The organism is Saccharopolyspora sp. 6V, from assembly GCF_020176785.1.
Classification (GTDB): domain Bacteria; phylum Actinomycetota; class Actinomycetes; order Mycobacteriales; family Pseudonocardiaceae; genus Saccharopolyspora_C; species Saccharopolyspora_C gregorii.
The window spans coordinates 13,253-33,102 of record NZ_JAIUKB010000108.1 but is presented as its reverse complement, the minus strand read 5'-3'; the positions used below and the strand labels follow the sequence as shown (position 1 = coordinate 33,102).

Sequence of the window (19,850 nt, the reverse complement as noted above, 5' to 3'; positions counted from 1 at the left end):
AAAATCCCCCCGACCCCCCCTCACCCCTCTCCCCCCCCCAAAATGCCGCCCCGGGGGGGGGGGGGGGGGGGCGCCCCCCGGGCGCCGCCTTGGGCCCCGGGGGGGGGGGCCGGGGCGCCGCGTGCGGGGGATCGCGGGTTTTTCATGGAGGTGTGTCGTGAGCGTCGATACCGAACAGGGGCGAACCAGCACGCCGGTGGACGTGCGGATCATGACCCGTGCGGAGCTGGCGTTGCACGGGGTCCGGCTGGACGCCGAGGTCGCGCGTCCCGCCGGCGCAGGGCCCAGCGACGACGGCCACGTCCTCGTCGACGGCGCCGGTGCCGCGTTGCCCACCAACCCCGCCAGCCCGTACTCGGTGCGCGACGGTCGGGTCTGGCTGGGGGAGGAGGACGTCGGAGTCGAACTCGCTCCGGTGCGCAGGCCCAATTTCTACGACCTGAGCACCGCCGAAGGCGTGAGCTACGAGCGGATCGCCCGGCTGCACGGCGCTGACGTGCTCGCCACCACCGTGGTGCAAACCTGCATCCGCTACGCCGAATCCGACCGCTGCCGCTTCTGCACCATCGAGGAATCGTTGCGCGGTGGCGCCACCGTGGCGGCGAAGACTCCCGCGCAGCTGGCCGAGGTGGCCGAGGCGGCCGTTCGGCTCGACGGGGTGCGGCAGATGGTGATGACCACCGGCACCACCACGGGGCCGGACCGCGGTGCGCGAAACCTGGTGCGCTCTGTCCGCGCGGTGCTCGCGGCGGTGCCCGGTCTACCGATTCAGGTGCAGTGCGAACCACCCGGTGAACTCCGCTGGATCGGTGAGCTCAAGGACGCCGGGGCCACGGCGATCGGCATTCACGTCGAAGCCCTCGACGAGCGGGTGCGGCGCCGGTGGATGCCCGGGAAGTCGCAGGTTCCGCTGAGCGAGTACGAAGCGGCGTGGGACGAGGCCGTGCTCGTCTTCGGCCACAACCGGGTGTCCACCTATCTGCTGGTCGGCCTCGGGGAGGACCCCGACGAGCTGATCGACGGCGCCGCCGGGCTCATCGAGCGGGGCGTGTACCCGTTCGTCGTCCCCTTGCGGCCGATGGCGGGCACACTGGCCGCCCGTGACGGCGTTGAGGCGCCCAGCGCCGAGTTGCTGGCCTACGTGACGGACGCGGTGGCCGGGCTGCTCAGGCGGGCCGGAATGTCGGGTGCGGATCAGGGCGCGGGGTGCGCGGCCTGCGGTGCCTGCTCGGTGCTGAGGACGGCGGGAGGATGAGTGTGATCGCCTACGAAGAGCTGCTTCCGCCCGGAGGCCCGCCGATGCCGGACGTCCTGTCGCTGCTCGGTGACCGCGCGACCCTGTCCGGGCAGCCACCGTTTCGAATCGAAGCGGCCGACGCCGGGGCCCTCGCCGCGTACCGACGCCTGCGGCACCAGGTGTTCGTGCGGGAACAGGGCCTCTTCGCCGGAACCGACCGGGATGATCGGGACGATGATTCGCGGACGGTCGTCCTGGTGGCCCGCTCCGGCGATGGTGGAGTGCTCGGGGGAGTCCGGCTCGGTCCGGCGACCGACGGCCCTGATATCGGTTGGTGGTACGGCGGAAGACTGGTCGTCGATGGTGCGGTGCGCGGAACGCGCGGAGTGGGTCCGGCGCTGGTGCGCGCCGCCTGCGCGCACGCCGAGGCCGCCGGTGCGCTGCGGTTCGACGCGACGGTGCAAGTGTGCAACGAGCCCCTGTTCGCACGACTGGGCTGGGACCGGGTTCGCGAGGTCGACGTGGCCGGTGTGCCGCACACGTTGATGCGCTGGCCCGTGCGTCGCGTGCACGATCTCGTGGAGGCGACCAAAGCTCCGCTGGGGCCGCTGCTGGACGCGGCCACCGGACCTCCTGGTGCATTCGGCGGCGCCGGATTCGTGGGTGACGACGGAGCCCCGGTCCCGGGCAGTGACCTGGTGGCGGCGTGTGACGCGATCGTCCCGGCGATGGTCGAGCGCGACCCGGAGTGGGCCGGTTGGTGCGCGGTACTGGCCAACGTCAACGACCTCGCCGCGATGGGAGCGGAACCGGTCGGGCTGCTCGACGCGATCGGTGCCAGGAACACCGCGCACGCCGGACGCCTGGTCGCCGGGCTGCGGCGTGCTGCGGACGCCTACGGCGGGATTCCGCTGCTCGGCGGGCACACGCAGCTCGGCGTGCCCGGCTCGTTGTCCGTCACCGCGCTCGGGCGCACCGCCCATCCCGTCCCGGGCGGCGGTGGCCGCGCGGGACACGAGGTCCGGCTGACCGCGGATCTCGGCGGTGGCTGGCGCCACGGCTACCGAGGTCGGCAGTGGGATTCCACCAGTCACCGGCGCACGCCAGAACTGCGCGCCATGCTCGGCGCGGTGGCCGCCGCGAGACCGGCGGCGGCCAAGGACGTCTCGATGGCCGGGGTCGTGGGCACCCTGGGCATGCTCGCTGAAGCCAGCGGGTGTGCGGCGGTACTCGACGTCGCCCGCGTGCCGCGCCCCGCCGGAGCGACGGTGGGCGACTGGCTGACGTGCTTCCCCGGCTTCGCGGTCCTCACCACCGATGACGCGGGGAGCGACCCGCTGCCGGCGGGTCCCGCCACCGGTGCCACGTGCGGGGAACTGGTGCGGGGCGGGGGCGTCGGGTTGCGGTGGCCCGACGGCGAGATCACAGCAGCGATCACCACGACGGTGACTGGAATGGGGGATGCATGAGCACGTTGCGCCTTGCCGCCGTCGCCGCCGAATTCGGCCGCGACCTGGAACAGGACTTCCTGATCGTCGAGAAGCTCGTCGAGCGGGCTCGGTCCGCGGGTGTCCAGCTGCTGGCCCTGCCGGAGGCATGTCTCGGCGGTTACCTGCTCGGTCTCGACGGCTCCGCCGCCGACGACCCGGGACCTCCCGCGCTGGAGCTGGACGGGCCCGAAGTGCGGCGGCTGGCCGCTCTCGCCGGGAACATGACCGTCGTAGCCGGATACTGCGAGCGGGCCGGGGACCGGAAGTTCAACAGCGCGGTCTGCGTCAGCGGCGACGGCGTGCTCGGCAACCACCGCAAGGTGCATCAGCCGCTGAGCGAGAACGCCAGCTACGACTCCGGCGACTCCTTCCACGCCTTCGACACGCCCGCCGGACGGCTGGGCATGCTGATCTGCTACGACAAGGCGTTCCCCGAAGCGGCTCGCGCGTTGGCTCTCGACGGTGCGGAGATCGGGGTCTGCGTGTCCGCTTGGCCGGGGTCGCGCACCAACGCCGCGGCGGATCTCGCGCAGGACCGGTGGAAGCGCCGCTTCGACCTGTTCGACCGGGCCAGGGCTTTGGAGAACCAGGTGCTGTGGCTTTCGGCGAACCAGGCGGGAACCTTCGGTTCGCTGCGCTTCGTCGGCAGCGCCAAGGTCGTCGATCCTGGAGGCGAGGTGCTCGCCGACACCGGAGTCGAAGGAGGGGGCGCGGTCGCTGACGTCGACGTCGACCGCGCGCTCGAAGCGGCGCGCAGGCACATGGGACACCTCCGCGACCGGCGGCCCGATGCCTACCTGGCTGGCGCGGGCCTGTCATGAGCCTGGTCCGCATCGGCGCTGCGGCAGCGCATTTCGGACGTGACCTCGAATTCGACCTGGCTCGCATCGCCAAGCTGATCGACGATGCTCGTCTGGCCGGTGCCGGGTTGCTGGTCCTGCCCGACGCCGCCCTCGGCGGCTACCTCGCGGAGCTGCGTCACCCCGGCGCGGACGCGCTGCCGCCCGCGCTCGCTCCCGACTCGCCGATGATCCGGCGAGTCGCCTCGCTGGCTGCCGACATGGTCGTCTGCGTCGGCTACTGCGAGGACGGCGGCGACGTGCGCTACAACGCCGCGGTGTGCGTCAACGGGGACGGTGTGCTCGGCAGGCACCGCAAGGTGCACCTGCCCGCTGGTGAGACGCAGGTCTACTCGCCGGGCGAGTCCTTCGCGGCATGTGACACCCCGATCGGCAGGGTGGGCATGCTCATCGACTACGACAAGACCTTCCCCGAAGCCGCGCGGTCGTTGGCGCTGGATGGTGCGGAGGTGCTGGCCTGTCTATCGGCTTGGCCGACCAGCATCACCAATCGCGCACCGCGAATGGCCCAGGACCGGCAGGCCAAGCTCTTCGACCTCTACGACCAGACGCGCGCGGCGGAGAACCAGGTCGTGCTCGCTTCGTCCAACCAGACGGGGACCACGGGTGCTATGCGGTTCTTGGGCCAGGCGAAGGTCGTCGGACCCGGCGGGGACGTCCTGGCCCGCACCTGGTCCAAAGCAGGGCTCGCCATCGCCGAGGTCGATGTGGCGGCTGAAATCGAACGTGCCCGGCGAGTGCTGCACCACTTGGGCGAGCTGCGGCCGTCGTCCTACCGCGGGGGTGGCAGATGAAGATCGCGTTGGTGAGCTACTCGACCAAACCGCGTGGCGGTGTGGTGCACACGCTGGCACTGGCCGAAGCGCTGGCGGCAGCAGGCGAGGATGTGGCGGTCTGGACTCTGGGACGCGGCGGTGACACCGGATTCTTCCGGCCGGTCCACGACGCCGTCGAGGTGCGGATCGTTCCGTTTCCCGACCGGCCGGGCGGCGAAACGGTGGGCGAGCGGGTGTTGCGCTCGATCGAGGCGCTCGGTGCGGCGTTCACCCCGGACGAGTACGACGTGGTGCACGCCCAGGACTGCATCAGCGCCAACGCGGTCGGCGACTGCGTGCGCACGGTGCACCACATCGACCACTTCAGCACACCGGAGCTGGCAGCCTGCCACGAGCGCGCCATCATCACCCCGCACTCGCACGTCTGCGTCTCGCACTCGGTCGCCGACGAGCTGAGTGCGGGATGGGGCGTTGAAGCCGAGGTGATCCCGAACGGGGTCGCCTACGAGCGGTTCGCCGATACCACCGAACAGGACCGGCGGTACTGGACCGACAGGCTGGGCCGCTACGTGCTCACCGTCGGCGGAATCGAGCCGCGCAAGGGATCGCTGGATCTGTTGGAGGCATACGTGCTGCTGCGCGAGCGGCAACCCGATGTCGCACTGGTCATCGCAGGCGGCGAAACCCTCTTCGACTACCGCGACTACCGGCGGCGCTGGGAGGACCGCGCGGTGGAGCTCGGCGTCGAACCGGTGGTGCTGGGACCCGTCGCCGAGCACGAACTTCCCGGCTTGGTCGCCGCCGCGAGCGCCTTCGCGTTCCCGTCCACCAAGGAGGGATTCGGATTGGCCGCGATGGAAGCGTTGGCGGCCGGAACTCCATTGGTAGTGCGAGAGCTCCCGGTGCTGAAGGAGGTTTTCGGTGCCGCGGCCCGTTTCGCCGACGGGGCGGAGTCCTTCGCGGCCGAGCTCGCGGCCGCGCTGGCCGATGACGACCTGGATCGCCGGGAGGCCGGGCGAACGCTGGCCGCCGCGCACACGTGGCAGACAGCGGCCGAGCGCCACATCGCGTTCTACCGCTCCCTCAGGCGGGGTCGTTCCTGAGCGGAGCGGCCCCGCGTGCTTCCCTGGCCACGATCTTCTCTGAACCCGATGGTTCGAGCGGCCGCGCAGGATGACCTCTCCTAGTGTTGCGATCATGACCGAGGACTACTTGACCGATTGGAACGCCGATGGGGTGGCGGAGCGCTTCGCGGAGTTCGACACCGCGCTGTGGTGGCGGCTTGGTTATCGCGCCCTGCCGCAGTTGCTCGCACCTGACCGGTTCGACGGAGAGCGCCCGACCTTACTGGACCTGGGGTGCGGGGACGGGACGGTCACGTCATGGATCGCGCAGCACACCGCCAGCGCCGTGGTCGGCGTGGATCGATCGTCGGTGATGATTCGCGCGGCTCGGCGCGGTGCGGACCCGGCGGGACACACCAGGTTCATCCACAGGCCGGCAGACCGCACCGGTCTCCCCACCGACTCCATCGATGCGGCGTGGGCCGCTTTCCTGGCGGTGTGCTTGCCGGACATGGCAGCACTGCGGGCAGTGGTCGCCGAACTCGCACGCGTAGTACGGCCCGGGGGGCGCGTGGTGCTGCTCGACAGCCATCCCGACACCACGGGAGTGGATTTCGGAGACCTGGTACAGGGCGAACTAGACGTGAGCTATTCCGAAGGAGATCGGCTCCCGGTCCGGATGCGGCGGCAGGACGGCAGCTGGAGCTCGATCACCGACACCTACTGGTCGCGCGCCACTTACGATTCGGTGCTGGGCGAGGCCGGGTTCGAGGACCTCGAGCAGTGCGAGCCGCTGCTGGACCCTGCTAACGGGGCGGAGGGCGATCCGGTTGAGCCGGAACGACGGCAGCGATGGCACGCAGCGACGGCACGACCCCCGTTCCTGATCGTGAGCGCCCGCAGACCGCTTGTCAGGAGCTAGGCCGAGCCGGACTGCGTGCATCACGGCGTCCGAACCGCGGACCCGGCACCCGACGGCAGCCGGGGCGGAGGATGCCGCGTGCTCGTCGGGACGGTGATCGATGCTTCCTGGAAGGGCACAGGGCATTCGTTTTCCTCAGCGGGCGGCCAGATGAGCCATTCTCCCGCCGTGGCAGAGGCATTGGTACCCGGTAGACTCAGGCCAGCGGGATGACGTGCGGAGCAATTCGAGCGCAGCGTCCGCCGAACTCCGCAACAGTGGATGTGCGCAACGCGATGGGCATGATCCGGACGCCGCAATTTCGGCAAGGCGGGAGTAGGACCGCCCCTGTGACCTGCGCACCCGGGTGCCCGCGAGGCATAGCTCGCCGTCACCGGATGCGATGAAAAGGATGGAACCGACCGGTGAACCGAGCTTCCGCCTGAACGGATGCTCGCTCAGGCCGGATGTGAACCCGCGGTCCGCCGCGGACGGGGCAGGCAGGAGAACGAACCGATGTCGTGGAGGTGGCCCCGCACGGCTTGGCTCGTCATGTCAGTGGTGGCCGTGCCCACCGCGCTGGTCATGTCAGGCGCGCTCGCGGAACCCGTTAGGTGGGCCGTAGCGGATTTCACGGGCCTCGTCGGTGCCCTCGCGGCCGCCGTCGCGTTCGCCTGGACTGGCCGAGCACCTTTCGCGTCGGGCACGGGTCGGTGGTGGCGGCCGCTCATGGCCCTCGCCCTCTTCGGTTGGGGCGTGGGGCAAGCCGTATGGACGTGGCATCGCAGCGTGGACATGCGGGCAGCGACCTTCCCGGATGTCGAGAACGCGCTCTACCTGGGACTGCCGGTGTTCACCTTCTTCGCATTGCTGCACATCGCCAAGAACGAGCATGCCCGCACCGGTTCCACCGACGCCATCACGCGCCCGCGCGTCCTGGTGATCGACGGATTGATCGTGGCGACCAGCTTGCTCGGCCTGGTGTGGCAGGTCACGTTCGGTGCTGCCGTGGAACGCGGATCCGCCAGTCTCGGCGAGGTGTTGCTGGCGGCGTCCTATGCGGTGGCCGATCTCGTCCTCATCGTCCTCGCAGTGCTCATATCGGTCCTGTTGCGTCGCAGCTGGCGACTTCCGCTGGCGTGGCTGCTGGCCGGGCTCATCGCGATCGGTGCTTCGGACGCCCTCTACGCGTTTTCCATCAGCAACAACAGCCCTGCTCCGCCGAACGTTGCCGATGTGGGGTACATGATGGCGCCCTACCTCATGCTTGTCGCCGCGCTCGCCCCGGAGAACGGACTGTCCCGCGTGGCGACCAACCTCCCCCCACTCGTCCTTCCCTACGTCCCGCTGGCGGCGGTGTGCGCGTTCACTGCCGTGCGAGCGACCATCGACAGCCCGCGTCCCGCGGAGGTCTACTTCCTCGTCGGGGTCGTCGGCCTGGTCGTGGTGCGACAGCTCATGACGGCGCGTCGGCTGCAGGAGGTCCATCAGCGTTTGCGTCACCTCGCCACGCACGATCCGCTTACCGGGGTGGCGAACCGGACACTTCTGCTGGACGTCCTCGGACAGGCCCTACCTCAGGCCCACGCCCAGCACACCGCCCTCGGCCTGCTTTACATCGACCTGGACCAGTTCAAGGAGGTCAACGACCGGTGGGGGCACCAAGCGGGCGACACCGTGCTGCTGGCGACGGCTACCAAGCTACGAGCTGAACTCGACGGTAGGGCCACCCTCGCCCGCCTCGGCGGGGACGAATTCGTGGTCCTGCTCAACCCGGCACCCGCCGACCCGGAAGCGCTGTGCTCCCGGCTCCGCGAACGCCTGGCCGAACCAATTCTGCTGGACGGCGAGAAGTACCGGATCACCGCCAGCTTCGGGTACGTCCCGCTCGAACCGAACGACACGGCGCACCACGCGCTCAGCCGAGCCGATGCGGCGATGTACTCGGCCAAGCGGGCTGAACGGCCGGAAGGTTAGGCAGCGTGCCGCGGCTGAGGTCTTCGTCTGGGGGTGACTCGACTCCGAGTTCTTCATCGACCCGTCATGTGAGGCCCGTGATCAGGTAGAACGGCGCGTGAACGGCTGGTTGGGAGGAGGATTGCGCGAGCGTGCGGGCCAGCGGCACGTCCATCCGGTCCACCGTGAACCCGGCGGACTCCAGCATTCCGCGAACTGATCCGACCGGTCGGTGAAGCCGACGGGAGCGCGTCCACGTGCCGTCGCGCCGTTGGAGGCTGAGGGGCACCACCTCGCCTGGACGGGGAGATCGGCCGGGTGGGCCGTAAACGACCCCTGGGAAGTGGATGCCGACGGCCGAAGGGTTGATATCGAGGACGGTGAAGCGGGAACCGGGCCGCAGGACGCGCAAGACTTCGGAGAAGAGTTCCTCGACCAGATGGTCGAGGAACTCACAGCTGACGACGAAACCTGCGTAGGCGGCGTCGGCGGAGGAGTCCGGGATGCCGGGCAGGGATCCTCGTGGGGTTCGTCGATACCGGACTCCGGGCGTCGGTCTCTCCTCGGCCGTTCTGATCATCGCTGGCGAAGGGTCCGTTCCGAGCACCTGCGCGCTATGAGCAGCGGCCAGCCAGCGCGCGGACTTGCCCGTGCGGCAGCCGACGTCGAGGACTCGGTCGCCGGGCACGATGCGCAGATGGTCGGGTAGGTGGCGGTACCCGTGGTCCCACCAGAACGCGTCGTCGAGCGCGTCGTAGTCGTCGACCTCGGACTGCACGCTGCGGATCGACGACGTCGACTCATCGAATGCGGACGGCTCGAGCATGTGGAAAAAGGTCACTGGCCGCACTCCCCTCAGTCCCTCGGCCGACGAGCGAACGAATCGGTGTTCCGCGCGGCGATGCCGCCTCGGATTTCCTCCGCCCTTGTCGATGCGAGCAGCTCGCGCGGTCTCTCGCCACTGTGATGCGACGCACTGCTCGGCGACCGATCCGCGCAACGTGCGCCGATGTGCGATCCGACCTCGCCCGGGCGCATCCTCCGTTGCCGCACACGGTCGCACCATCCGCCAGGGAAGTTCGAACGAGCGCTGTAGCACGAGAGCGACCCGGCCGATCTCGAAGTGGACAATATCTGCAGCGGTGGGTGTAGACATGACGCCATAGCGGTGCTAGCCTTCCTCTCAAGGAAGTAGAAGAGGATGTAGTAGCGCGATCGGTGATTGACGCGATGGTCGACCGGGCAGGCGGAGACGCGCAAAGCGGCCTCCGCCTCAGGGTCGAGTGAAGGTCATCTGCGGGTGCGGGAAGGGAGGTGTCGTATCGCAAGGTTCGGCGCCGCGTCGTCCTCGTGTTCGTTGGTGGATGAGCGGCAGTGGTAATTGACTGGAACATCTCCCTCCAGGCCCCGGTGTACCGACGGTGCACCGGGGCCCTTGTTCGCGAGGGGCCGGGAGGGTGTATGGGCGAGGAGCGCGCCGAGATCGAGGACAAGTTCGAGGACGCCGACTATCCGGCTTACACGATGGGCCGGGCGGCGGAGATGGTGGGCGTGACGCAGCCGTTCCTGCGGTCGTTGGAGGGGACGGGGCTGGTGGTTCCGGTGCGATCCGGCGGGGGGCATCGGCGGTATTCGCGTGCGCAATTGCGACGGGCGTCGCGGGTGCGTGAGCTGGTTGATCAGGGCATGCCGGTATGGGGTGCTTGCCGCATCATCGCGTTGGAAGATCAGCTCGCTCAGCTGGGTGCGGCGCCTGTGGAACAGCAGGGCTGAACCCTTCCTGCTGGGACGCGGTCGAGATCGCGCGTGGAGCGTAGCGGGCATGTTGCGGAGTTCACGTTTGGCGCATGCTCACACAAATGGCCGAAGATGGTTTCGATTGATCGCTCCGGACGCGGGGACCGACGTGCTCGTGCGCTAGTCATCGACGGCACGGGTTTCCGCAGTCTGAACAAACAGCAGATACCTTAAGAATCAATCCGGGGCCCAAGACCGGAGGCTGAACCGTCCGCGATGTATGAGTCGTGCCGAGTTGAGTCGGCTCCTGCTCCGTGGGGCCAGGTACCTGCCCTGCTTCCCGTAGCCGCCGAACGGTGACACAGCGGAGGTAGTTGTAGCCCGCGTCGCCTCGCGAGCGCGACCGCGGTGCCCTCAGCTCTGCTCGAAGCTGCGGTCATCGCTAGCAGCCGCTACTCGTGGACTTGCACGCAGCCGAATACTGCTGTCGATCAGCAGATAACTTTCGGGCCGATCGCACTTCCCCGCCTCAGTCGTGTGCGCGTGCGCCCGGTACGTACGCTGGGCTGGGAAGTCCCTCGACTGCATCGTAGTCTCTATGCGGACCATGAATTTCCGCCCCAGCATGCTTGCCGTCGCCGCAGCGAGCGGCCTGTCCATCATTTTCGCCAACACCACGATAGACGCGGCCAGCGTGCTCTGCCTGTTCGCCCTCAGCGCCTTATCACGGGTGTTTCGATGACGAACGGCGCCGTGACGCCATGGCCAGTCCGATCTCGGGCGTGGTCGGGTGAGCGGTCCGTCGGCCCGCAGGTCTCCCGGGTGCACTCGGCTTGCGAGGTCGCCGCGGAATCTCAGATGGGAGTGGTCGAGCTCTGCCGTGGGGTCTGTGGAGTTGCCGGTGTCGTTGACCGCGTCGTTGAGCAGTGCTGAGGAGCTGGTCAACATGCTCGACCGCGTCGATCTGCATAACGCCTACGACGCGGTATGGGTGCTCTGGCAGGCCGAGTTGTTGTACCACTGGACCACGGTGATGGCTGCGGAAGCGCCCGACTATCCGGGCTTGGCCGCGGGACTCGCTGAATTCGCCGTCACTGCTATCGAGCGAGTCCGTCACACCGAGACATGACGTTGCATGCTCCTTCGCTCACCCTGTCCTCAGGGGTACAACCTCATCTGGAAGCTGCGGGATGCGCGTGGGAGCGACAGTACCCATGCTGGACATTGCAAGACACCATGCCGAGCAGGACACGAGGGGGATGGCGATGTTGACAGCGTTGCGGAACTGCGGAGTCCGCTCAGACCACTTGTTCACGGCAGGAGTGGTATCGATCGGTTTGAGCGTGGCCAGTTGGGTGTCTTCCCGGAAAGCTGAGGACATCGCCCGTGCCGACAGGTGGGGCATCTTCGTTGGGGAGTGGGCGCCGGCGTTCTTCGCGCTCGGTGCTGCGCTTCGCATCGACGAAACGCGTCGGTAGGCCGCGATGCCGAGGGGCCCAGGACGTCGCACACCAGGCCCTTCGGCCATGAGTCGCGCTCTCCAACAGCGGACCTCGGAGTCGGCTGTCTACCCACCAGATAAGGGGCCTGGAAACGAGGCCGCCCTGTCCCGGCCCGCGCTGCTCATCCGGGAGTCCGCGACCTGCTCCGACACGTGCGTGCCCGGCGAAATGCTCTTGCCCGATTCAGGTCGTATGCGGTGACCATCACCAGAGTTTCGTCGCGCTGGTACTTCGCCGTCACCTCGGCGACGGTCACGGATCGGCGGTGTTTCTCGGCGGCTCTCGTGCGCTAGGTGTACATCATTTCCCTTTCGAAAGCGGCCGGAGCACCCGCAGCGGCGCCGACCGATGCTGACCGGCGTGGGACCGGAGGAGGCGGTAGTCGAGGCGCTGCGCACCGACGACTGGGTCGCGGTCGCGATCCCTTGGGTCGTCGACGAGACGCGTCAGCTGTTCCGTGCTCGGCCTCGCTTCTGGTCGCGGGCTGCGGCGGTGAGAACGTCGACCCGCTCGTGGCCTATCCGCCGACCGACGAAGGGGCGCATCACCAACTCGTCCCGGGTTCGATTTTCCGTTGCACGGTGGTCCTCGTACAAGTTCAGATGGCGATCTGATGGCGACGGGAACGCGGCTGAACGCGTGGCAACTAGTCTCGACGAGCAGGAACAAGGGCCGCTGACCTGCGGCGGAGCGCGAACGTGCTGGTCAGAAACGAGGGGCCACTACCTTGACACGGTAGAGGTTACTGGTTCAACCCCAGTATCGCGCACCAGCAGCTTGAGCAGGTTAGAACCCCTGTCGGTGATCTTCACCGGTGGGGGTTTTGTTGTGTCCGGTTGTGTGGTGACCGTGGTTTGACCGCGAGGAACGCGGCCTTTGCGGTGTTGGCGGTTCGTTTCCTTGCACAGCTGATGCGTGGCCGCAGTGCGGTGGGCTGTGGTTTTGAGCTTGAGCTGTGCTTGGGCGGGCGTGCGCGGCGATGGCGGCGCATGGGGTGTGCTGGGGTGACCGCTAGTTGGTTGGGTGCCGTGCCGCGAGTGCGGTGTCTTGGCTTGGTGAGTTGCGGATGCGGTGGAGTGCGTTGATTGCGGTGTTGTGTGCGTCGGGAAGGTTGTGGAGGTAGCGCTCGGTGGCGCGGAGGCTGGTGTGGCCGAGGCGTTCGCGGACGGTTTCAAGGTCGGCTCCGCCGGCGAGCATTTAGGAGGCGTTGGTGTGGCGGAGGTCGTGGATGCGGACGCGGTGGGTGAGGTGTAGGGCGGGGGCCCAGATCGTTTTGCGGAACCAGTTGCGGGCCAGGTGCCGGTTGGCGGGAGAGCGCGGCTGGTGGGCGGGCCGGTCGTGGCCGAGTGCGCGGCGGTGGCGCCGGTAGGTGGCGATGGCGTCGCGGCGGCATCCGGCGCTGTAGCGGCTGGCGGTGCCGTGTCCTTCGGGTGCTGCACCGCCTGTGGACGGGTTGGTGTCGTCCCGCGGGGGCGCCGCCGGGAAGCCCAATATGAGGTCGTCGGACGCCAGGTGGTGTTCGGTGAGGTGGTCGAGTAGTGCGTGGGTGAGCTCGGTGGTGAGGTGGAGCTGCCGGTACGCGGTGTTCTTGAGGTACTGCTTGATGCGGAAGCATTGGCCGTCCGGATCGGGGTGGCGGAGTTCGACGACGGCGCGGCTGATGGTCAGGACCCGGGTGGCGAGATGAAGGTCGTGGACGCGTAGTTCGGCGAGTTCGCCCCATCGGATGCCGGTTTCGAAGGCGACGTCGACGAGCAGTCGCCAGCGTGGCGCGGCGAGTGCCGTGTGGAGGGCGTCGTACTCGGCCGGGGTGAGGATGCGCAGGGGGCGTTTGGGGGCGGCGGGTGCGGTGACGCCGGTGCAGGGGTGGAAGTGGATGATCCAGTCGTTGAAGGCGGTGGTGAAGATCGCTGAGAGCACGGTCTTGAAGCGAACGAGGTGTGCGGAGTGGCGCCGTCCGCAGCGAGTTGCCGCAGGTGGTCGCGCACGTGAGCGGGCAGTATCTCGTTCATCCGCATGGTTCTGAAGCCAGCAAGCAGGTATCTGGTGAGGATGTGCTTGTCGCCCTGGCTGGTGTTGAGTTCGATGGTGTGGTTGGGTAGTCGTGGTCTCCACGACGTAGCGCTGGAACTGTCGGCGTCCGCTGGTAGGTCCACGAACCTGCCTTTGGCGAGGTGCGGGTTGTCCGCCTTCTCGGGCTTGTGCTGGAAGTCGGGACCGAGGCCGGAGAGCGAGGGTTTGCGCCGCCTCTACAGGGAGGCTTCAGTTGGGTCTTCCGTTGTCTTATTCCTCATTTTCCGCATGGGCATCCGAAGTATCAGGGTTCAGCCAGTTCTGCGGAATAAGCGCGTTGCCTTCTCGCCAGAACTCGACGACCGATTCCCCAAACCAGGGCTCTGGGAAGTCGGCATGGTCGAAGGCGATGACTTGTAGTTGTCCGTCTAGTTCGGTGACGACGTTGAACATCATCTCGTAGAGCTTGCGGGTGTTTGTGCGATCCACATCCGATAGCTCCGTTAGGTCTCCCCCGGTGTCACGGTCACGTGGGAAGAAGGCTTGGCTGGGCTGATCGAGAACGATAAATCGTGGAACGGGACGGTGTGCTTCGATGAAGTAGTCCTGAAGCGCGAGGTAGGCCGTAAGGTGGTAGCCGACCCAGCTCATCCCGCTTCCGATCGCTCCGGCGTCCATGTAGGCAGGTCCTTGGAGAGTGTCGGCAACGACGGTCAGGCGGTAGGGGTCGATTCGGACGCCGTGTTCGGAGTGTTCGAGAGGGAGTGATTGCGCGAGTGCGGTCATCCGGCGCCCGACGATGTTCAGCAGAGAGTTGACGGCCGAGCGTAGCTGTTCTGGATCGAGCTCATCGTTGAGGCTTGCTGCTCGTCGTTCGAGATTCTCGACGGTGTGTTCCAAGGCGGCCATGGCGTCGTCATCTGCGAGCGTGGCGGTATCCAGGTATTGCGCGATGCGGCCACGTACGAAGCTCTGCTGCTCCCAGCTGCGGCGCATCGTCTCGCGTCGTTGGTCTGTCTGTGCGAGATCGTCGAGAGCTGTGTCGATGTCTGCGAGTTCAGTCCGGGCAGCACTGCGCGCTTGGAGGAGCTCTGCGCGGGCTTGGGCCACGCGGGGTTCATCGCGGTGAGCGAGATCAATGCGTTGAGATACACGTTCGAGACTCTGTGTGATCGCCGCGCGAGCGCTCGGTGTGTCGAGCGTGTTCTCACAAATCGGGCACGTGGCAGCGGCTTTCTGCTTGTCAGGAATGAGTCCGACCGAGGCGAGTCGAACGCGGTGCTCGTTGAGTTCGGAGCTGTACTCGTTGCCAACCCTGGCGAATTCGTCAAGACCACGGATCTTGTCGTTGAGATCACGCACGGTGCTGCGAAGCTCGGTTCGGCGTGCGAGTAAGCGCTCCATCTCACCATCACTGTCAGCGTCGTCGACGTTGACAGGCGATTCCTCACTGCTAAGGACGCTCGTGAGGATTTCAAAGGCGCCGCGGGTGTCCGTCGGTAGGGCATCGGGTGCGATTAAGCCGCTAGCCTTGGCATCTGCGATGAGGCCTGCGGCGCGCCCGACGCCGAGCTCACGAGTGGCACGAGCTTCATCCAACCTCAGCGTCGTGCGTCGAAGCTCACGCCGGACTTCTGAGAGCTCTTGGCGTTTACGGAGTGCATCGGGGTCTTGCGCGCCAAGGAAATACGGCAGCGTGTCGCGGATGGCTTGTTTCTGATGCTCACGGTTTTGGTGGTGGAACAACAGTTCGGGATTGGCAATCTCTCCTTGCCCCTGGAAGCAGTAGTAGAGCGCATGGCGGAGGTTCGCCGCCAGCGGGCGTCGTGTCTGTCCCGCAGCAGGTACGTGGAGATTCTCGGCGATACCGATGAGGCTGCCAAGGTAGTCGACGACATCGCTGGCGCTGGCGTTGGTGTGGAGGCCCGCCCGTGGCGGGATCGCTGTTTCTCCAACGGCCAGGAACGCTTGCGTCGTGGCGGCGCCATGGTCGGGCGCTGGGCGGCCGACGAAGAAGTGGGTGTTGCCGGCATGAGCCAGGAGCCCATACCAGTCGACGGTGTTCTGGATCGGTCCGAGCGGGACATGAGGGCTGTCGCCCCCGAGAAGGAACCGGAGAATCCCTATAATACTGCTCTTACCTGTCCCGGACTCGCCGGTGATGATGTTGAGCTGACCAGGGCGGAACCGGATCTGCCGCATATTCCCGTCGGAGTGGTAAAGCACAAGAGCATCAAGTTGCATCACGGGCGGACTCCCCACTGGGCAAGAACGGTGGCCTCGTCTGCGGCGGTCCCTCCAAACCACCGGCCAAGGAATTCAGCAGTCCGAACGCACGCTTGCCAGTCCTGTGTCGGCTGGAGGGTGCGGGGACGGCGCAGGAGAGTTCCGGGAGCAAGTGAGCCGAGCGCTCCGACCAATGCTCCGTGCTGGATGCCATATCTGATGGCGGCTGCGGTGAACCCTCGGAAAGTACGAACGCGGTCGGCGAAGTCCATACAAAGGACAGGGTGGGATCGCAACCAGATCCACATCGAAGCCGCTGTTGTAGGCGGAAGCGCCTCCCGTGTGGGCATGTGCAGCGCGCACGGCAAAACAAGGAACGCGTAGGTCACCGGCATTCCTTCGCTCGACTTCGCTTCGTATCTCTTCGTCGCCTTATGGAGCAGCACTGCACAGAAGGCAGGGTTGAACAATGCGCCGGTCTCAGAATCCCCGACCGGGCCGGGCAGGCTCATGCAGCCCCCTCGGTCTCCGCCGTGGTTCGCACGTCACTCAGACGGTGTTTGAGGAGGTCAAGCCAGTCCGGATGCCAGCCGATCTGCAGCCGGTCGGCGAGGAGATGGAGCGATCCCAAGGGAATGTAGCCTGAGCGCACCCCGGAACGGATCTCCGGCAGGCTTCGTTCCTGCAGACGCTGATAAAGCTGCCGGGCGTCACGGCGTTTGACGTCCTCGCTTGGCTGGTCGTCACCGAATTGCTCTTCCAATGGAAGGAACACGCGCATCCATTCCTCGATTAGGCGCCGGTCATAGGCGTCGAGTTCGCCCACCGCGAGGAGTTGCTCACGCTGCCACCTGGACCGTTGCAGGAAGGCGCGGTTATGATCGTAGACAGCCTGCCGAATGCGAGTGTGGTGCAGCATGATGAGCTTGAGCTGCTCAACGAAAACCCGATCGTGCTCGTCCACTTTCTCCTGGGGCGGCTCGGGATCACGATCATAGTCAAGGGGAAGGTTGTCATCGCGGAGAGACTGCGCGATCAAATGCAGTTGGTCCTCGATCTCCTGCATGGAGATCCAGTCGACCTCATCTCGAGCGATGTGCGTCAAATGCACCATGGAGCGGTCATGCCACCATCCCCGGAGTCGTTCGACCAAAGGCTTCCGCCGTTGCGCGACAACCGTCTTACGGACGGTGGCGACGAGCCGACCGGTGATGTCCTCTCCCGCTGCCTGGCCATCCAAGACGGTGATCCGCGAAAGCAACTCGGTTCGCTTCTCCACAGGGAGGCCGAGGTACCGATCATAGTAGGACACCAGTGACTGGTTACCCCTTGCTCGCGCGACGCCATCGAGCTTCTTGCGAGCCGCCACCACGTCCTGTGCTGTACGGACCGGGCGTAGCAGGCTTGCTGCAGTCGTGTCGGTCGCCGTCACAGTCGTAAACAGGAAACAGGCGGAACGCTCATCGGCCGACTCGATCCAATTGTGCAGCGACTTCCACAGATCCGGGCTCGTATCGCCCAGCGACCCATGACGCCCCACATGATGCTTGGTCTGCCACAGCTCGCGAGAGTCTCCCTGCCCTTCAAAAGTGATGTCGTCGACCGTTTCCAACGACAGACGAAGACTCTCCTCCTCATCCATCCGTTGCAGCGCGATGAGCAGTGCGTACTCGACCTGCGCGAGGTAACCGATCGCTGACCCCGCAGCACTGAACCGGTTGACGATGACGTTGCTCACACATAGGAAGTTAGCAGTGTGAAGGCGCCCTGTGTGTGGCGAGGTCGCATCCCGTGACGAGGGCCACCAGACGCGCCCGTGGCTGGGCGTAAGGGAGTCGCGAGCGCAACCCAACTCGGGCGTCATCATGTGTCCTGGTCCTGTTCGTCGCCGTGGGGTGCGGCGGTAGGAAGCCAGCCGCGGTGTAGTGCGGGGGCAAGGTCGTGGGCGGCGGAGTCGGCGAGGGCGGCGGCGTCGTGGAGGTAGCCCTCGGTGGTGGTCAGCGTGGCGTGGCCGAGGTCGCATGGGATCTGGCGGGCTTCGGCGCCGCGGTTCTTGGCGTGGGTGGCGTAGGAGTGGCGTGCAGAGTGCGGGTGGATTGTGTCGCGCAAGAGGGCGAGATGGGTGGCGATGAACGCAGCCTTCTCACCGGCGAGTAGCTCCCGGCGCCACCGTGCCCGGGTGGCGGGGCGTCCGGGGCGGGCGCGAAGGTCGTGCACAGCTGACGCAGCACGGCCTGCAGGTGGGGCGTGCACGCGCGCGTCGGTCTGGGTGATAAGCAGCGGTTCGGCGGGGCGGGCGCTGGTCTGGTCAGGCAGCGCGGGAGTCTGCGCGGGGCGCCGGTCGGTGAGAAAGGCGTCGACAGCGTCGGCCGCGGGCGGGGCCAGCGCACGGCGGTCTTTGCCGCCTTTGCCGTGTACCCGCAGCGCGGCCGGGGATCCGGGGGCGCCTGCGGTGGTAGTCGTCGAGGTTGATAACGAGGAGTTCTTCGGCGCGCATACCGGTGCCGATGAGGATTTCGATCGTGGCACGGTCGCGGCGGCCGTAGCGGTGGTGCTCGGCCAGCAGGTAGGTGGCCAGCCGCGGCGCCCGGCAGACCTCAAACGACCACAGCACGGTCTGGGACCGCGTGTCCTGGGTCTGGTTGAGGTGCTGGGAGCGGCGGTCGACCAGTGCCGCCGGGCTGTGCGTGACCAGCCTGGTGCGCAGCAGGTACTTGCGGTAGAAGGCCGAGACCGCCGAGAGTATCCGGGCGCGGGTGGTGTCATGGCAGCCGGCCTCGGCGAGTGCGGCCAGCCAGCGTTCGACGTGTTCCACCCGAACGTCGGCGAAAGAGGTGGACCCGTTGCGCAGACACCAGGGCAGCCGCTCCAGGCCACTGGGCTGGGCGCGGCGGGCGCGGCCGCGCCCGCCGGTTTGTGCTCGGTGGCTGGTAGCCGGGCACCCATTCCAGGGGGATGCCGAGGTCGGCGGCGTAGGCCAGGCGGGTGTTGAGCGAGGTGTAGAGCCGCAGCAACTCCGCGAACTGTCTAGGGATCGGCAAGTCCGACCGTCTTCGGGTTCGAGACAGGTTGGCTCGGAACAGGCCGCTTTTCGATGAGCCGGGTGGCGCCGAGAACCTGGCTGGTCACGCCCACACTGCGCCGTCGGGCGGACACGTCGTCACCACCGCCCCAGGCCGCTGCACTCCGGTCGCCGGGCAGCGTGGGGAGCTCAGGGGGTAGGGCGGTTCGTCATCAGGCGGTAACAACCGGCGCGTGGCTGGCTCTTCGCTGGTGCGGGATGGATGACTTTGCTGGCCAACTGGCCACGGGATGAGCATCGGCCTGTGGTGGGGGGGGGGGGGGGCGCGCCGGCGGGGGGCCGCCCCCCCCGCCGGGGGGGGGGGGGGGGGGGGGGGGTGTGGGGGGGGGGGGGGTGGGGGTGGGGGGGGTTGTGGGGGGTGTTTTTGTCTCTGGCGCCGCCCCCCCGCTGGCGGGGTCGGGGGGGGGGGGGGGGGGCCCCCGGGGGGGGGGGGGGGCCCCCCCCCCCCAGCCGACTGGGGAAGCCTCATTCCGGTACTGGGGTTCGCTGGTCCGTTCTTTCCGGGTCGGTGATGTTGCAGACCGCAGCTTGGTCGTGGTCTTTGAGGATGCGGGCCAGTGTGCGGGCTCGGTCAGAACCGATCTTCAGGTTCCGGCGAAACGTGTCGGCGGATGCGGTCCACCCATGCAGGCGCCAATGTTTCCGATTGACACCGAAAGCCCGCTGCGCCAGCGGATCCGCAACGCCTGAGTTTGCCGGATGGTCTTGTCCGGGGCCAGTGTTCTGTTCATGGTGGGCGCCTGCTCTGTCCACATCGGACTGTTCTGCCTCAGGCGACTGGATCGTGGCCCTTGAGGTGGCGCCCTCCTGAAATAGCCGCATATCGTCGACGCTGGGCCGCTGATGCTCGGCATGGCCCATCAACCGGTGCGTGAGGTTGGTGATCTGCTGCACGGTTCGTGCCGGTGTCGAGTAGCCATGCCCATTCTGCGGGGACTTTCTTTCTCCACTGTGGTCTGTGGTGAGATCGTAGAATCGTTCTGGCATGCCGAATTCGCCTCTCGTC

At 67.2% G+C, this 19,850-nt stretch carries 17 protein-coding genes; 9 read left to right on the top strand and 8 right to left on the bottom strand.

Annotation, left to right across the window (positions count from 1 at the left end):
• Positions 1-157: 157 nt before the first annotated feature.
• The 7 genes from LCD35_RS20995 (at position 158) to LCD35_RS30535 (ending at position 8,305) form a co-directional block, all read left to right on the top strand.
• On the top strand, positions 158-1,255 hold the full coding sequence (locus LCD35_RS20995; RefSeq protein ID WP_224961781.1) for an MSMEG_0568 family radical SAM protein: 1,098 nt from the start codon (positions 158-160) through the stop codon (positions 1,253-1,255).
• Positions 1,252-2,706, top strand: coding sequence for an MSMEG_0567/sll0787 family protein (locus LCD35_RS20990; RefSeq protein ID WP_225044711.1), 1,455 nt, complete (start codon positions 1,252-1,254; stop codon positions 2,704-2,706). The genes LCD35_RS20995 and LCD35_RS20990 overlap by 4 nt, the downstream gene beginning before the upstream one ends.
• Positions 2,703-3,548, top strand: coding sequence for a carbon-nitrogen hydrolase family protein (locus tag LCD35_RS20985; RefSeq protein WP_224966524.1), 846 nt, complete (start codon positions 2,703-2,705; stop codon positions 3,546-3,548). Before LCD35_RS20990 ends, LCD35_RS20985 begins: the two co-directional genes overlap by 4 nt.
• Positions 3,545-4,381 (top strand): carbon-nitrogen hydrolase family protein, encoded by an 837-nt coding sequence (locus LCD35_RS20980; RefSeq protein ID WP_224961787.1) that lies wholly within the window; start codon positions 3,545-3,547, stop codon positions 4,379-4,381. Before LCD35_RS20985 ends, LCD35_RS20980 begins: the two co-directional genes overlap by 4 nt.
• On the top strand, positions 4,378-5,466 hold the full coding sequence (locus LCD35_RS20975; protein WP_224961789.1) for an MSMEG_0565 family glycosyltransferase: 1,089 nt from the start codon (positions 4,378-4,380) through the stop codon (positions 5,464-5,466). Before LCD35_RS20980 ends, LCD35_RS20975 begins: the two co-directional genes overlap by 4 nt.
• A gap of 94 nt (positions 5,467-5,560) precedes the next feature.
• Positions 5,561-6,349, top strand: coding sequence for a class I SAM-dependent methyltransferase (locus LCD35_RS20970; protein ID WP_224961791.1), 789 nt, complete (start codon positions 5,561-5,563; stop codon positions 6,347-6,349).
• Positions 6,350-6,889: 540 nt separating this feature from the next.
• The gene (locus LCD35_RS30535) at positions 6,890-8,305 is read left to right on the top strand and encodes a GGDEF domain-containing protein (RefSeq protein ID WP_224961793.1); all 1,416 of its coding nucleotides are present in this window, start codon (positions 6,890-6,892) and stop codon (positions 8,303-8,305) included.
• Positions 8,306-8,369: 64 nt separating this feature from the next.
• Here the strand turns inward: LCD35_RS30535 and LCD35_RS20960 are convergent, their stop codons facing one another.
• On the bottom strand, positions 8,370-9,125 hold the full coding sequence (locus LCD35_RS20960; RefSeq protein WP_224961795.1) for a class I SAM-dependent methyltransferase: 756 nt from the start codon (positions 9,123-9,125) through the stop codon (positions 8,370-8,372).
• 620 nt (positions 9,126-9,745) lie between these two features.
• Here LCD35_RS20960 and LCD35_RS20955 point away from each other — a divergent pair.
• Together LCD35_RS20955 and LCD35_RS20950 are read left to right on the top strand one after the other, a co-directional pair.
• On the top strand, positions 9,746-10,057 hold the full coding sequence (locus LCD35_RS20955; RefSeq protein ID WP_224961796.1) for a helix-turn-helix domain-containing protein: 312 nt from the start codon (positions 9,746-9,748) through the stop codon (positions 10,055-10,057).
• An 865-nt stretch (positions 10,058-10,922) separates the two neighbouring features.
• Complete coding sequence (locus tag LCD35_RS20950; protein ID WP_224961797.1) at positions 10,923-11,150, top strand: hypothetical protein; 228 nt, start codon at positions 10,923-10,925, stop codon at positions 11,148-11,150.
• A gap of 1,570 nt (positions 11,151-12,720) precedes the next feature.
• Here the strand turns inward: LCD35_RS20950 and LCD35_RS20945 are convergent.
• From LCD35_RS20945 to LCD35_RS20915, 7 genes are all read right to left on the bottom strand, one after another.
• Entirely contained in the window at positions 12,721-13,443 is a 723-nt protein-coding gene (locus LCD35_RS20945) for a tyrosine-type recombinase/integrase (protein ID WP_225044710.1), read from the bottom strand.
• A 363-nt stretch (positions 13,444-13,806) separates the two neighbouring features.
• Entirely contained in the window at positions 13,807-15,780 is a 1,974-nt protein-coding gene (locus LCD35_RS20940; RefSeq protein WP_224963044.1) for a DUF3732 domain-containing protein, read from the bottom strand.
• A complete protein-coding gene (locus LCD35_RS30805) occupies positions 15,780-16,274 on the bottom strand; it encodes a three component ABC system middle component (RefSeq protein ID WP_224963040.1) in 495 nt (164 codons plus the stop codon). The genes LCD35_RS20940 and LCD35_RS30805 overlap by 1 nt, the downstream gene beginning before the upstream one ends.
• Entirely contained in the window at positions 16,271-17,500 is a 1,230-nt protein-coding gene (locus LCD35_RS20930) for an ABC-three component system protein (RefSeq protein ID WP_224963038.1), read from the bottom strand. The genes LCD35_RS30805 and LCD35_RS20930 overlap by 4 nt, the downstream gene beginning before the upstream one ends.
• Before the next feature lie 125 nt (positions 17,501-17,625).
• A complete protein-coding gene (locus LCD35_RS20925; RefSeq protein WP_255615308.1) occupies positions 17,626-17,871 on the bottom strand; it encodes a tyrosine-type recombinase/integrase in 246 nt (81 codons plus the stop codon).
• Between the two features lie 199 nt (positions 17,872-18,070).
• The gene (locus LCD35_RS20920; protein ID WP_308011248.1) at positions 18,071-18,577 is read right to left on the bottom strand and encodes a hypothetical protein; all 507 of its coding nucleotides are present in this window, start codon (positions 18,575-18,577) and stop codon (positions 18,071-18,073) included.
• Positions 18,578-19,309: 732 nt separating this feature from the next.
• Positions 19,310-19,738: a hypothetical protein gene (locus tag LCD35_RS20915; protein WP_224955784.1), complete on the bottom strand. Its 429-nt coding sequence runs from the start codon at positions 19,736-19,738 to the stop codon at positions 19,310-19,312.
• Positions 19,739-19,850 lie beyond the last annotated feature (112 nt).